We start from the raw sequence: 13,978 nt of genomic DNA on the forward strand, positions 1-13,978 counted from the left end.
GCGGGACGCCTCGGGTGCAGCGGCTTCGCCTCAGACGCGGTCGCCGTTGGCGAGGACCGGCAGCTTCGCGCGCACAGCCGGCATCGCAGCAAGTGCGTCCGAGACGTCGACGACCAGCGTCTCGGGGGCGTCGCGCAGGCGCACGAGGTCGGTCCCGTCGGCGGCGATGACACCGCTGTAGCCGATCCCCGTGGGTGCGCCGATTCCGTCTTCGCGACCGATCGTGAGGGGGTCTGCCTGGCCCACGGCGACGACCACGGTCGTGGTGTCGAGCGCCCGTGCGCGGGTGAGCAGCTCCCAGTGCTCGCGCTTGCCGGGACCCGACCCCCACGAGGCGCACACGAGGATGAGGTCGGCGCCCTCGGCGGCCAGGGCCCGGAAGAGTTCGGGGAAGCGCACGTCGTAGCAGGTGGTCAGTCCGATGCGCACGCCGTTGAGATCGAAAGTGATGGGACGGATGCCGGGCTCCACGGCATCCGACTCCCGGTACCCGAACGCATCGTAGAGGTGGATCTTGTCGTAACCGGTCTCGGCATCGCCGGCGACGAGGAGGGTGTTGCGCACCCGACCCGGGGTCGCGGCGGGTGTGAACATGCCGACGACCACGGTGACACCCGCTTCCCGGGCGATGCGGCGGACCTCGGCGGCCCACTTCCCGTCGGCGGGTTCCGCCACCGCGGAGAGATCGGGGCCGGCGAACCGGCACATGACGGCCTCGGGGAAGACCACGAGTTCGGCACCGTCGACGGCGGCGCGCGCGGTTTCTCGGGCGATGAGTGCGAGGTTCTCGACGGGGTCGGAACCGGCGACGACCTGAGCCAGGGCGATGCGCATGAATGTCTCCTTCGTACGGGTGTCCCCGTGTTGTATACCTGTCGTATGCCTTCAGTCGTGCTGCCGTCGGGTCGCGATCGCGCCCTCGGTCATCTTCGCTCGCTGCTCACCGACCCCGCTGTCGAGGGCGGGTTCATCAACGAGCAGGACGTCGCGGACGAGGTGGGCGTCTCGCGCACCCCCGTTCGCGAGGCTCTGCTGATTCTGGCGTCGGAGGGCCTCGTCCACCTGGAGCCGCGTCGCGGCGCCCGCGTCGCCGCCCTCACTCCGCGTGAGACCGCCGAGCTGATGGAGATGCGCGGCCTCATCGAACGATTCGCGGTGCAGCGCGCCCTCTTCCAGCGGGTCTCTCCGCACGAGACCCTCGCCGAGATCATGCGGCGTCAGGAGGCGGTGACCGACGGGCTCGACCGGTTGACGTTCGAGCAGGCGCGCGAGTGCATCGAACTGGACCGGCGCTTCCATCAGGCTCTCGTCGACGCGGCGGGGAACTCGCTCCTGTCCCGCAGCTACGCGGCTCTCCGCGAGCGCCAGGTGCGGGTCGGCATCTCCGCGCTCGGCATCGGTCCCTCGCGCTGGAACGCCGTGACGCACGAGCACGGAGCGATCGTCGACGCGCTGCGGGCGGGTGACCAGGCGGCCGCCGAGAAGGCCATCGACGACCACCTGAGCATCACCCTCCGGACGATCCTGACCGGGTCCTAGGACTCGACCCGCGAGTCGGCCAGCACTCCGAGGTACTCCTCGTCCTCCGCGTGCTGCGGGTTGCGGCCGAGAAGAATTCCGACGATCGTCAGCACCGCAGCCACGGCGAGGTAGATCGCCGGCGCGACCCAGCTGCCCGTCGCGCTGAGCAGCGCGGTGAAGATGACCGGCGCCAAGGCGCCGCCGAAGACGCCGGCGATCGTGTACGCGAGCGACGACCCCGTGTAGCGCAGCCGGGGGCTGAACTGTTCGGTGATGAAGGCGGCCTGCGGGCCGTACATGAAGGAATGGATCGCGAGACCCACGACGACGCCCAGGATGAAGAGAGGTTGCGAGCCGCCGCCGATCATGAGGAAGAACACGAAGGGCCAGGCGGCTGCGGCGACGGCCGCGATCGCGTAGAGCAGGCGACGGTTGACGAGGTCGCTGAGCCACCCGGCCAGGGGGATCAGGGCGAGCTGGAACGCCGAACCGATCAGCGTCGCGGTCAGCACCTGCGAGCGGTCCATGCCGAGCTGGGTGAGGCCGTAGGTCAGGGTGAACACCGTGAACATCGCGTAGAGGATGTCGGGTGCGAGGCGGCACAGGATGGCGGCGAGCAGCCCGCGACCCTCGAGGCGGAACACGTCCTTGATGGGGGCTTCCGGGCGGTCTCCCGACTGCTCGATGGCGCGGAAGATGGGGGTGTCCTCGAGGGCGAGGCGGATCCACAGGCCGAAGGCCACGAGGACGGCCGACAGCAGGAACGCGACGCGCCATCCCCAGGCCAGGAACTGGTCATCAGTCAGCATGAGCGTCAGGACGGCGAGCACGCCGTTGGCGAGGAGGTTTCCCGCGGGCGGGCCGACCTGCGCCGCGGACGCCCAGAAGCCTCGCCGTTGCGGTGTTCCGAACTCGCTCGACAGCAGCACGGCGCCGCCCCACTCCCCGCCCACGCCGACGCCCTGCGCGAAGCGCAGGAGCACGAGGATGACGGCGGCGAGCGGCCCCACGGTGTCGTAGGTGGGGAGAACGCCGATGAGGAAGGTCGCCACGCCCACGAGCATGAGGGTGATGACGAGGATCTTCTTGCGGCCGATCTTGTCGCCGAGGCGGCCGAAAACGATTCCACCGACCGGGCGCGAGAGGTACCCCACCGCGTAGGTCGAGAAGGCGAGCAGCGCGCCCGTCAGGGGGTCGCTCTCGGGGAAGAACAGCACGGGGAAGACGACGGCCGCGGCCGCGGAGTAGACGGCGAAGTCGTACCACTCCAGTGCGGTGCCGGTGAGGCTGGCCGTGTAGGCCTTGGCGAGCGAGCGCTTGTGCTCCCGGCCGCCCGGGGCGGCGTTTCGAACGTTCGTCATGGGTGTCCCATCTGGTGTCGGCGAGACGCATCGTCGCGTTTTCATTTGCCCCATACTTGCTGTATACAAGGCGTATACGCAACCGATACGGCGAGATTTTCCCGCGTCGTAACAAAGGAAAGAGGCGACGTGACCGCTCTGGAATTCGAGATCATCGGCGAGGGCACCCTCGTCTCCGTCGACGTGCAGCACCTGTACAACGCCGGCTACGCGGGCCGCGATCAGGCCGCCGTCCGTCATCACATCGAGGAACTCGCGGAGCTGGGGGTCCCCGCACCCACCACGACCCCGTCGCTCTACCCCGTGTCGTCGTACCTCGCCCGGCAGGGCGAGATCGTCGAGGCGCAGCACGAGCGCACGTCGGGAGAGGCCGAGTGGGGCATCGTCGTCGCCGGCCCGACCGAAGACGATGTGCTGCTCACCGTCGCGTGCGACCACACCGACCGCGCCCTCGAGGTGCACGGCGTCGCGTGGAGCAAGAACGCCGGTCCGGACATGCTCGGCCGTCGCGCCTGGCGCCTGTCGTCGCTGGGCGATCGCGTCGACGACCTCCGCCTCCGGGCGTGGGTGGGCGCCGAGCGGACCCTCATCCAGGACGGCCGTGTGGGCGAGCTCCTCTCGCCGCGGTACTGGCTCGACGTCCTCGCGGAGCGGGGCGAGCGTGCGGAGGGTATCGCGCTCATCTCGGGCACGATCCCGATGATCGCCGGCGTCGGACAGTTCGCCGACCGCTGGGAGGTCGAGCTGCTCGACGAGGCCACGGGCGAGTCGTCGACGCTGAGCTACGACGTCGAGCGGATGCCGGTGCCGATCGGCTGACGCTCACGCGCGACCGGCGCGCGAGTCGCCGAGATCCGCCGCTTCCGGAGAGCCCGAAGCCGCCGGCTCCGGCGACTCGCGCAAGGGGGCACGTCAGGCGGGACTCAATCGCAGCGCGCCGGACGCCGTGACCTCGAGCCGCACGGCATCCAGCCCGTCGACGACGAGGTCGGCGGTCAACTCCTCTTCGGCGGTCGTGCCGGTGAGGGCGATCACGGCGCAGCCGGCGGCGCGCGCGGCGGCGATGCCGGCGGGGGCGTCTTCGACGACGAGGCAGCGGTCCGGTGAGAAGCCGAGCCGCTCGGCCGCCAGCAGGAACGGCTCGGGGTCGGGCTTGCCGTGGACCACGTCGTCGACCGTCACGAACACCGCCGGCTCCGCGTAGCCGGCGGCGGCCAAGCGCGCCGTCGCGATCGAAACGGATCCCGAGGTGACGATCGCGCGGCGGTCGGCGGGGACGGCGTCGAAGAAGACGTCGGCGCCGCGGATGGGCTGCAGGCCCACGGCATCGGTCACCTCGAGATCGGTGACGTGCGCCAGCGCTTCGGCATGCCGGTCGGCGGGCAGGAGCACCCCGACGAGCGTGCGCGCGGGCTGGCCGTGGTTGGCGTGCAGTGCCTCCATCGACACGTCGAAGTGCTCGGCGAAGCGGCGCCAGGAGCGCACGACGGATGCCGTGGAGTCGACGAGCGTGCCGTCGAGGTCGAAGAGCACGGCGTCGAACTCGCGCGAGAAGATCTCGGCGTCAGCGGGCACCGGACGCCGCAGCCCCAGCGCGGGCAGCACGCGCGCGAGTTGCTGCGTGGTCGACAGTTCGGCGTCGACCCCCAGCACCTCGATCGCCGGAGCCACGGCGGGGGTGTCGGGGCGGTGCGCGTCGCGGGCGGCGGCGCGGTCGGCTCGGCGGGCGGCCAGCACGGAGGGGTCTCCGTCGACGTGCACGACGACGGGTTCGGTGGGGAAGAACGCATCGCGCAGCGCCTGCCATTCGTCGCCCCCGGCGAGCTCGGCGCTGAAGGGCGCCACCACGACGACGCGGCCCGCGGTCGAGAGCACGTCGGCCGCACTCGCACGCAGCGCCGCGTACCGGCCGGCGCGGATCTCGGCCGCGAAAGGCGAGGTGAGCCAGTGCCCGCCCAGCGCGTCGGCGGGGAGGGCGTCGAGCAGGGGAGTCGTCACGCTGTCGAGGTCGACGAGCGCGGCGCCGAGCTCGGCGGCGATCGCGCGGCCCAGGGTGCTCTTGCCGCTGCCGGCGGGTCCGGCGACGACGACGGCGAGCGAATCGGGTATTTGACACGGCGACGGCATACCCCCACCATAGACGTAGCAAGTCACCGGTGTCATGCTTGAAATTCCGGGACTCGAAGAAGTTCCGGAAAGGACGGCCGCTCATGCAAGACACCGGTGTCACGGCATCCGCCCCCGCCGACGCCTCTGCGGACGCCGGCGTGCGCCTGCACGGGGGGATCGACCTCGGCAGCACGGGCGTGAAGATGCTCGTCATCGACGACCGCGGCACCGAGATCGCGAGCGCCCAGGTGCCCACCCCGTGGCGCGTGGGCGAGGGCGGAACGACCGACATCGACGCCGACGACTTGCTCGCGACCGTGCGCTCGCTCGTCGGACTCGTCGACGCCCAGCTCGCGCCGCTGACCGCCGCGCCGCTGACGTCCCTCGCCGTCGCGGGCATGGGCGAGACCGGGATCCTCATCGACGCCGCCGGTCGCGCCGTCGCCCCCGGCTTCGCGTGGTTCGACCCACGTGGGTGGGAGCAGATCGAGGAATTCCCGGATGCCGTGCGCACCGAGTTCGCCGGACGCACGGGATTGCCGCTCGGTGCGCAGGTGAGCGTCGCGAAGCTCGCCTGGCTGCGCGACCAGGGGACCTCGCTCGCGGGTCTGCGCTGGCTCGACCTGCCGGAGTTCGTGGTCGCGGCTCTCGGCGGCGACGTCGCCCTCGAGCTCTCGCTCGCCTCGCGCACCGGCCTCCTCGACCAGGACTCCGGCGCCGCCTGGCCCGCGATGCTCGACGCGCTGGGCGTCGACGCCGACCTGCTGCCGCCGCTGCGCGGAGGCGGTCTGCCCTGGGGCACGGCATCCGACGCCTTCGGCCCGCGACTCGCGGGGGCCGCGCTCACCGTCGCCGGCCACGACCACCTCGTCGCCGCGCAGGCCAACGGCACGCTCGACGCCGACGGTTACCACGTCTCGCTCGGCACCGCCGAGGTGCTGCTGCGCGTGCTCGACGAGCCCCTCGGCTTCGCGGCGCGGCAGCGCCTCGCCGACGCCCTCATCAACGAGGTGCGCCACGTCGTCCCCGGCAAGCACGTGCTGGTCGCCGGGGTGAAGACCGGGCTGCTGCTGCGTCGCGCGCTGCACGCCGCCGGCATCAGCGACCGCGCAGGGCGCGACGCCCTCGACGCCGCCGTCATGGCTCTGCCGTACGAGGGCGAACTGCCCGCCGGGGCGATCGAGGTCACTGGCGCGCGCAACGACGACGGCTTGCTGCGCCTGACCCTTCACACCGAGGCGTCGCCCGCGGAGATCTTCGGCGCAGTGCTGCGGCACAGCAACGACGAGGTCGCCGCCCTCATCGAGGCCATGGACCGCGAGGTCGCGCCGGCGACCCGCTCCACCCTCACCGGCGGCTGGGCGGGCATGGCGAGCGTCCGCCGCGCGCGCGCCGAAGTGCTTCCCGATCCGTCCCTGTCCACCCGCGAGCAGGACGTCGCGTGGGGAGCCGCCGACATGGCGCGGCGCCTCGTCTCGGCATCCGCCCCGTCCTGAAGATCCCCGCGCCGACCACGCGCGAACAGACCGCCCGCGCCCATCGGCGCGAGAAGACCCCAGAGAAGAGAGATCATGAACGCACTCACCACGATCGAGCGCCGCGCGCTCCAGTCGATCAGTACCCCCGACGGTCACATGCTCATCGTCGCCGCGGACCAGCGCAACGGCATGAAGGCCGCCATCAAGGACGCCCCCCACGGGTCCGATGCGATTTCGCGCGACGAGCTCGCCGAGGTGAAGGCCGACCTCGTGCGCCACCTCGCCAACCACGCGCCGGCCATCCTGCTCGACCCCGAGGTCGCGCTGCCCCAGATCGTCGACGACGGTGTGCTCGCCCGCGACACCGCCCTCGTCGTCGGCCTCGACGCCTCGGGTGCCGAGACCGTCGACGGCCTCAAGTACACGCGTTACGTTCCCGGAGCCACCCCGCACTCGATCCGCGAGCAGGGAGCCGACGTCGCCAAGATGCTCTGGTACACCCGCCCCGACAAGCAGGATGCCGACTCCCGCGTCGCCCACGAGATCCGCGACCTGGTGCAGGCGTGCGAGGACGAGGGGCTGCTGCTCATCGTCGAGCTGCTGACCTACCAGCTCGAGGACGAGAGCGACGAGGAGTACAAGGCGAAGTTCGCCGACCTGGTCATCGACGGCGCCGCCCTCGCCGTGGCGTGCGGCTCGAAGATCCTCAAGCTGCAGTACCCCGGCTCCGCCGAGGCGAGCGCCCGGGTGACCGAGGCCGCTCAGGGCGTGCCGTGGGCCGTGCTGTCGGCCGGCGTCGACCACGAGACCTTCATCGAGCAGGTGCGCACCGCCGTCGCGAACGGCGCCTCGGGTGCCATGGCCGGTCGATCGCTCTGGAAGGACAGCCTCTCGATCGACGCCGCCCGTCGCGAGGAGCTGCTCTCGGGTCGTGCCCTGCCGCGTCTGCGCGAGCTCGCCGACGCCGTCGACGGGCGCTGAGATGACCTCGCCCGCGCGGCGGTCGATCCCTCCGCGGGTGCACGCGGGGGAGGGTCGGTACGCCGCCGCGCGGGCGGGGCGCCCCTCGCCGCGCGAGGCCGCGCCGACACGGGGGCACGCAGGCCGACGGATAGGGTGGCGATTCGAACCCGTCCCGCCCATTCACCTCGGAGGTGCCTCGTGACGACCATGCGCGATGTCGCCCTGCGCGCGGGCGTCAGCACCAAGACGGTGTCGCGCGTCTTCAACGACGACCCCCACGTGCTCCCCGACACGCGCGCGCTGGTCGAGACCGCGATGCGCGAGCTGAACTACGTGCCCAACGCACTCGCGACCACCTTCCGCGCGGGGCGCGCCTCGGTGATCGGCGTCGCCGTGCCCGACGTGGTCGACCCCTTCTTCGCCGCGATCGCCCGTGCCGTCGAAGACACCGCCCGCAGCCACGGCCTCTCGACGCTCGTCACGAGCCTCGGCGAAGATCCGGATGACGAGAGGCCGGCGCTCGAATCGCTGCTTGGTCGACAGCTGACGGGCCTCGTCATCGCCCCGGTGGGCACCGATCACTCGTGGCTCGAGCGCTGGCGCGGACACACCCCCATCGTCTTCGTCGACCGCGCCCCCGCGGGTCTGCACACCGACACCTTCACCGAGAACGACGAAGCCGGTGCCCACCTGGCGACGAGCCATCTCATCGCGCACGGGCACCGCCGCATCGCCTACCTCGGCGACATGGTCCACCTGTCGACCGAGACCAAGCGCGTGGAGGGCTGGCGACGGGCGCTTCGCGAGGCGGGCATCGAGGTCGACGAAGAGCTCGTCGCCTCGGAGGTGTCGAGCCGGGAGTCAGCGGCATCCGCCCTCGAAGAACTCCGGGCTCTCGCCGAACCGCCCACGGCCCTGTTCTCGGCAAACGCGCGCTCGTCGATGGCGCTCGCCCACGTGCTGCGCGGCGCCCCGATGCCGTTCGTCGGGTTCGGCGACTTCCCGATGGCCGACACGCTGACCCCCTCGGTCACCGTCATCGACCAGGACCCGCGCCGCATCGGCGCGCTCGCGGCCGAGCGGGTGTTCGCGCGCCTCGAGCCCGACGCGGGCCTGGGGCTCGACGAGGTCACCGTCATCGACGTCTCGCTCGTCGAGCGGGAGTCCTGCGGGCTCTGATCCTGCTCGTCGTCCGAGGTTGCTGAGCTCGTCGAAGCCGCCGGTCCCTTCGACAAGCTCAGGGACCTTCGATAAGCTCAGGGACCTTCGACAAGCTCAGGGACCTTCGACAGGCTCAGGGACCTCTGCGCCGCAGGGGGACGCACATCGTCGCGGCGGGGGCAAGAGTGCGCGATCGTCCAGGTGCGCCCGATAGGAACAGGAAGGACAGACGCCACCGCTCCCGAGAAGAGGGCTCCGATGACGACCTTCCCGAACGTTCCGCGCCACCCCGCCGCCCGGACGGGGGTGACGTTGTGAGGCTCACCGACACCAGCGACCTGTGGTGGAAGACCGCCGTCTTCTACAACCTCGACGTCAAGACGTACCTCGACGCGGACGGTGACGGTGTGGGCGACCTCCGCGGTCTCGCGCAGCGACTCGACCACCTCGCCGAGCTCGGCGTCACGTGCCTGTGGCTCGCTCCCTTCTATCCGTCACCGCAGCGCGACAACGGGTACGACATCTCGGACTACTACGGCGTCGATCCCCGCTACGGTTCGCTCGGCGACATGGTGGAGGTGCTGCGCACCGCCCACGATCGTGGGATGCGGGTGATCGTCGACCTGGTGGTGAACCACACCTCTGACCAGCACCCCTGGTTCCAGGACGCCCGCACGAGCCCCGACAGCCGGTACCGTCACTTCTACCAGTGGCGCGACGAGGTGCCCGCCGACGCGCCCGCCAGCATGTTCCCCGATGTCGAAGACGGCGTCTGGTTCTTCGACGAGACCGCGGGGCAGTACTACAAGCACTCCTTCTACCGGCACCAGCCCGACCTCGCCACCGATCACCCCGAGGTGCGGGAAGAGATCGCGAAGGCCATCGGCTTCTGGCTCGAGCTCGGCATCGACGGCTTCCGCGTGGATGCCGTGCCGTTCCTCATCGACGGTGACGACGGTCCGGAGCACGAGTTCCTCCGCGAACTGCGGGGGTACGTCTCGCGTCGCCGCGGTCACGCGATGATGCTCGGCGAGGTGAACCTGCCCTACGACGAGCAGATGCGCTTCTTCGGCGACGCGGACGGGGACGAGCTCACCATGCAGTTCGACTTCGTCGCGAACCAGCGGTTGTATCTGGCGCTCGCGCGGCACGACGCGACGCCGCTGCGCGAGGCTCTCGAGTCGCGCCCTAAGACCGCCCGCGGCAATCAGTGGGGAAATTTCGTCCGGAATCATGACGAGCTGACCCTCGATCAGCTGAGCGCATCCGAGCGCGACGAGGTCTTCGCCGCCTTCGCGCCGGAGGAGGGCCAGCGCATCCACGGTCGGGGGATCACCCGCCGCCTGCCGTCGATGCTGGAGGGGGACGCCCGCCGCATCCGCCTGGTCTACAGCCTGATGTTCTCGCTCCCGGGCGCGCCGGTGCTGTACTACGGCGAAGAGATCGGCATGGGCGAGAACCCCACGATCGAGGGCAGTCGCGCCGCGGTGCGCTCACCCATGCAGTGGACCGGGGACGGCGATGCGGGCTTCTCCGCCTCCGACGATCTCGTGGCCGACATCGTCCCGGGCGGCTTCGGCCCGCAGCACGTCAACGTCGCGCAGCAGCGGCACGATCCCGACTCGATGCTCCGGTTCGTGCAGAACCTCGTGCGGCACTACCGCGCCTCTCCCGAGATCGGGTGGGGCGAGCTCGGGATCGTGGATCAGCCTCACTCCTGCGTGCTCGCTCACTCGGTCACCAGCGAACTCGGAATGCTCGTCGCAGCGCACAATCTCGCTCCCGACGGCCGGGCGTTCCGCCTGTCGATCGAGGGGGCGGATGCCGAGGGCTGGAGCGTCGTGAACCTCCTCGACGACGCGGCCGGCGCCGAAGAACTCGTCGACGGCGGATTCGACGTCACCCTCGACGGATACGGGCACCGGTGGTGGCGCGTGATCCGGCCGGGAGAGCGGCGCATCGCGTGACGAAACGCCCGGGGACCACGAACCCCGGGGGCGAGCGGGCGCGGCGCCCCCCAATGGCGCCGCACCCGCCGCCGACGACCGGAGTGCGAGACGCATCCGATACGCGCGAGCGGGGTTTCCCCCACGGCTCCCCGCTCGCGGTCTGTTCCATACAAGCACAGCGATTCGTAAATAGCACCCGGCGCATGTTCGTAAATACGAGCACTCGCTCGCGGCGGGTGACGTTTAGGATCGACACGTGGGTCGCGGCGCCGTCGGACCGCCCTCGCGGTACTCCCGCCGAGTGGTGGCGAATGTGGATCGCCTCCGTCAGGCGAAGGGCCTCACGGTGGGCGAGCTTCTGACGCGCGCCGGCATGACCAAGAGCTACTACCAGTCGCGCGCCGGCTTCTCGCTGCCGTACAACACGAACGATCTCGAGGCGCTCGCCGCGGCCCTCGGGGTATCGCCCGAGGAGTTGGCGAATCCCGAAGCCGCTCCCCGCGTCGAGATGCGGGTGCAGACAGCGCCGGTCGCCGCTCGCGTGCGACGTCTCATCGCGAGTCACGGTTCTCGCGAGGCCGATCTCACCGCCCACCTCGACGGCGTCGATCCCGCCTTCGCCGAGAGCGCGCGGGCGCTGCTCGCGGCGACGAGCAACACGGTCGTGCTCGATGAGGAAGTGCTGAAGGCCATCACCGACTGGGCGGACGTGCCGGTCGAGTACCTCATCGACCACACCGACGAGGCGGTCACCGATCGCACCGAGGCGGAGCTCGAACTGCGCGAAGCGATGCGCGAGGCCGGAGCCAGCAGCATCCAGTTCCGCGCCCTCGGAGAGATGTCCCCCGACGCGCTGCGCGCCATCGCCCGGTCGCTGCGCGGCAGGCCGCCCGCGACGTGAGCGGACGCAAGGGGGAACGGTCGTGAACGAATCGGACGAGATACTCGCTCGAGTGCGTGAGCGCGGAGACGTGGCATTCCGCCGCGCCGCGCTGACCCCGGGGATGACCTTCGACGACGTCGTCGCGGCGGTCGAGAAGGCCCTCGAGATCCGCTTGAGCATCGTGCCCGAGGTAGACACGGCGCACTGGGGCACGATGACCGGGTTCCTGGCGTACTTCGCCGATCGGCGCGAGGGCAGCATCCACGTGCGGGCCTCGGATGCCACCGTCTACAGCCAGTTCGCCGCCTCGCACGAACTGGGGCATCTCCTCGACGACGCGCACTGTTCGGGGGCGCTGCACGAGCGCTCCGCGGCGTCGCCCCACGCCGCTCCCGGCCTCACGACGCCGGAATACGAGGCGGAACTCGTCGCGGAGCACGTCGCCCACCGCATCGCGCGCCTGCTTTACGCCTCGCCGAGGGTGGCCGAGTCGTCGTGGTGACGGTGCTGCTCATCGACGCGGCGCTCGCGGGGTTGCTTCTCGTCGTGGTCCTACGAGCGCGGGTCGCCTGGCAGCAGCCGCGGGCACGCATCGCCTGGCTCGCCGCCGCGGTCGGGGTGGTGGCCCTGCTCACCCAGGGCACGGTGGTGCCGCTCGACGTGCTCGACGGTGCACTCGGAGGCACGAACGTGCTGAAGCTGGTGCAGAACGCCTTGACGATGGTCGCGCTGTGGCTCGGCGTTCAGGCGGGCACCGCCCCGGTGACCGCGAGCGTGCGCACCCTGCGGTGGCGTGTGCCGATCGTGCTCGGCGCCGTGTTCGTCGTCGTCTTCTTCGCCGCCATGCCCGACAGGCCCGCGTCGTCGTTCCTCTTCCTCGAAGAGGCCGCCGCCACCTCGACCGGCGCCTGGTTCTACGGCGTGGTGCACATGGCCGGGATCGCCTTCGTCGGGGCGCTGCTGTGCGCGTCGGCGGGGGTGTCGCTGCCGCGCACGCGGGTGTTCTTCCGCATCGGTGCCGTGGGGATCGTGCTGGGATGCGTCAGCGAGATCGCCGATCTGACCCTCACGCGCTTCTTCGCCCCGAACGCCGTCGTCAGTGCCCTGTTCGACCCGCTGTTCTACCTCGGTGTCGTCTCGTTCGTGGTCGGGATCTTCGTGGCCTCGAGGACCACCACCGCGATCCACCGACGTGGCGAGACGTTGCTCGCGCGTGTCGACGAGGTCGCCCGTGAACGCGGTGTGACCGTGCCGCCGGGGCTCGCCGCCGATGCGGTCGCCGACACGCGGCTGCACGCTCTGCGGGTCGCGATCGAAGACGCCGCCATCGCCACCTCGACGCCGCTCGCGGGGCATCAGCGCGCCCTGCTCGACGACGTCGACGCCCACCTCACCCGTCAGACCTCGGGAGCCCGCTCATGATCCGTTCGCTCGCCATCGGCGCCGGCGCGACCGTCGCGACGGTCGCCCTCGCGCACACCGCCCTCGCCGGGTACGTCGCGCGAAGGCTGATCGCACCGCGCGCGCCGAAGGTGTTCTCGCCCGCCTTCATCGAGGGTGACACCGTCTCGGTCCCCGCCACGGCAGACAGTCTGCAGCCGGGCACCTACGGTCTGCGGCTCGACGACGGGTCGCACCTGAGGGTCGGCGAGGTGGTCCGCACCGACGGCGACCGCGTGGTGCGCACGGTGCTCGAACGTCCCTCGGGTCTGGCCGACGGCGAGGTGATCGCCGCGTGGACCTCGCAGAACATCGGCGCCCCCGAAGACGTCGGGCCCACCCGGCACGTGTCGATTCCGCTCCGCCGCGGCGGGGTGGCCGAGGCGTGGGAGATCGGCGACGAGGCCACGGCCGACGGCCGGTGGACCATTCACGTGCACGGCCTGCGCTCGAGCCGCAACGGTGCGCTGCGGTCGGCGCCGGCGACCGTGGACGCCGGGTGGATGTCGCTCGTCGTCTCGTACGCCGGCGACGAGGAGTGCGCCCCCGCCGACACCCTGCCCTCGACGCTCGGTACGCGCGAGTGGCGCGACGTCGACGACGCCATCGCCTACGCGGTCGAACGCGGAGCGCGCGAGATCGTGCTCGTGGCCTGGTCGATGGGCGGCACCATCGCGATGCTCGCGGCGGAACAGTCGGCCCATCGCGACGCCCTTGTCGGGCTCGTGCTCGTGGCCCCGGCGCTGGACTGGACGCGCATCGTCGAGAACGCCGTGGCATCCGCTCACCTGCCGCGCACCGTGGCGGCCGCCTCGATGCGCGTGCTCGGCAGCCCCGTGGGGGCCCGCGCCCTCGGCCTCGTCGAGGCCGTCGACGCCCGCGCGCTGACCTGGGTCGGGCCGCAGCGACCGGGCCCCGGCATCCCGACCCTCATCGTGCACAGCAGGGTCGACCCGGTGGTGCCGTTCTCGGGTTCGGTCGCCTATGTCGAACGGCATCCGGATGCCGAGCTCCTGGCGTTCGACGCCACCGGACACTGCAACGAGGCCAACCAGGAGACCGAGCGCTTCCACGATGGGATCGCCGGATGGTTGCGGAATCTCTGAGGAGACG

Annotated in this window: 13 protein-coding genes; 10 read left to right on the top strand and 3 right to left on the bottom strand. The window is 71.1% G+C overall.

Features of this window, described 5'->3' with window-relative positions; all coding sequences use genetic code 11:
• Positions 1-30 precede the first annotated feature (30 nt).
• Positions 31-834 (bottom strand): carbon-nitrogen hydrolase family protein, encoded by an 804-nt coding sequence (locus ABXS86_RS13290; protein WP_307213875.1) that lies wholly within the window; start codon positions 832-834, stop codon positions 31-33.
• Positions 835-879: 45 nt separating this feature from the next.
• On the opposite strand from ABXS86_RS13290, the gene ABXS86_RS13295 reads away from it, so the two are divergent.
• Positions 880-1,539 (top strand): GntR family transcriptional regulator, encoded by a 660-nt coding sequence (locus ABXS86_RS13295; RefSeq protein WP_307213873.1) that lies wholly within the window; start codon positions 880-882, stop codon positions 1,537-1,539.
• Here ABXS86_RS13295 and ABXS86_RS13300 read toward each other — a convergent pair.
• Positions 1,536-2,882, bottom strand: coding sequence for an MFS transporter (locus ABXS86_RS13300; protein WP_307213872.1), 1,347 nt, complete (start codon positions 2,880-2,882; stop codon positions 1,536-1,538). The two genes, ABXS86_RS13295 and ABXS86_RS13300, sit on opposite strands and share 4 nt — an antisense overlap.
• A gap of 129 nt (positions 2,883-3,011) precedes the next feature.
• Here ABXS86_RS13300 and ABXS86_RS13305 point away from each other — a divergent pair, with 129 nt between their 5' ends.
• On the top strand, positions 3,012-3,701 hold the full coding sequence (locus tag ABXS86_RS13305) for a DUF2848 domain-containing protein (protein WP_353664790.1): 690 nt from the start codon (positions 3,012-3,014) through the stop codon (positions 3,699-3,701).
• Between the two features lie 93 nt (positions 3,702-3,794).
• Here ABXS86_RS13305 and ABXS86_RS13310 read toward each other — a convergent pair whose 3' ends face one another.
• Positions 3,795-5,009, bottom strand: coding sequence for an HAD-IA family hydrolase (locus ABXS86_RS13310; RefSeq protein ID WP_353664791.1), 1,215 nt, complete (start codon positions 5,007-5,009; stop codon positions 3,795-3,797).
• Positions 5,010-5,092: 83 nt separating this feature from the next.
• On the opposite strand from ABXS86_RS13310, the gene ABXS86_RS13315 reads away from it, so the two are divergent.
• The 8 genes from ABXS86_RS13315 to ABXS86_RS13350 all read left to right on the top strand — a co-directional run bounded on the left by ABXS86_RS13315 (position 5,093) and on the right by ABXS86_RS13350 (position 13,971).
• Positions 5,093-6,487: an FGGY-family carbohydrate kinase gene (locus ABXS86_RS13315; protein WP_353664792.1), complete on the top strand. Its 1,395-nt coding sequence runs from the start codon at positions 5,093-5,095 to the stop codon at positions 6,485-6,487.
• A gap of 75 nt (positions 6,488-6,562) precedes the next feature.
• Complete coding sequence (locus ABXS86_RS13320) at positions 6,563-7,450, top strand: hypothetical protein (protein WP_353664793.1); 888 nt, start codon at positions 6,563-6,565, stop codon at positions 7,448-7,450.
• A 189-nt stretch (positions 7,451-7,639) separates the two neighbouring features.
• On the top strand, positions 7,640-8,611 hold the full coding sequence (locus tag ABXS86_RS13325; protein ID WP_307214130.1) for a LacI family DNA-binding transcriptional regulator: 972 nt from the start codon (positions 7,640-7,642) through the stop codon (positions 8,609-8,611).
• A gap of 296 nt (positions 8,612-8,907) precedes the next feature.
• Positions 8,908-10,560: an alpha-amylase family protein gene (locus ABXS86_RS13330; RefSeq protein WP_353664794.1), complete on the top strand. Its 1,653-nt coding sequence runs from the start codon at positions 8,908-8,910 to the stop codon at positions 10,558-10,560.
• 238 nt (positions 10,561-10,798) lie between these two features.
• Complete coding sequence (locus tag ABXS86_RS13335; protein ID WP_353664795.1) at positions 10,799-11,443, top strand: helix-turn-helix domain-containing protein; 645 nt, start codon at positions 10,799-10,801, stop codon at positions 11,441-11,443.
• A gap of 52 nt (positions 11,444-11,495) precedes the next feature.
• Positions 11,496-11,927, top strand: a complete 432-nt coding sequence (locus tag ABXS86_RS13340) for a hypothetical protein (protein ID WP_353664796.1) — start codon at positions 11,496-11,498, stop codon at positions 11,925-11,927.
• Complete coding sequence (locus ABXS86_RS13345) at positions 11,921-12,847, top strand: hypothetical protein (protein WP_353664797.1); 927 nt, start codon at positions 11,921-11,923, stop codon at positions 12,845-12,847. The genes ABXS86_RS13340 and ABXS86_RS13345 overlap by 7 nt, the downstream gene beginning before the upstream one ends.
• Positions 12,844-13,971 (top strand): alpha/beta hydrolase, encoded by a 1,128-nt coding sequence (locus tag ABXS86_RS13350; RefSeq protein WP_353664798.1) that lies wholly within the window; start codon positions 12,844-12,846, stop codon positions 13,969-13,971. The genes ABXS86_RS13345 and ABXS86_RS13350 overlap by 4 nt, the downstream gene beginning before the upstream one ends.
• Positions 13,972-13,978: the final 7 nt, after the last annotated feature.

Source organism: Microbacterium sp. che218, from assembly GCF_040436305.1.
GTDB lineage: Bacteria > Actinomycetota > Actinomycetes > Actinomycetales > Microbacteriaceae > Microbacterium > Microbacterium algihabitans.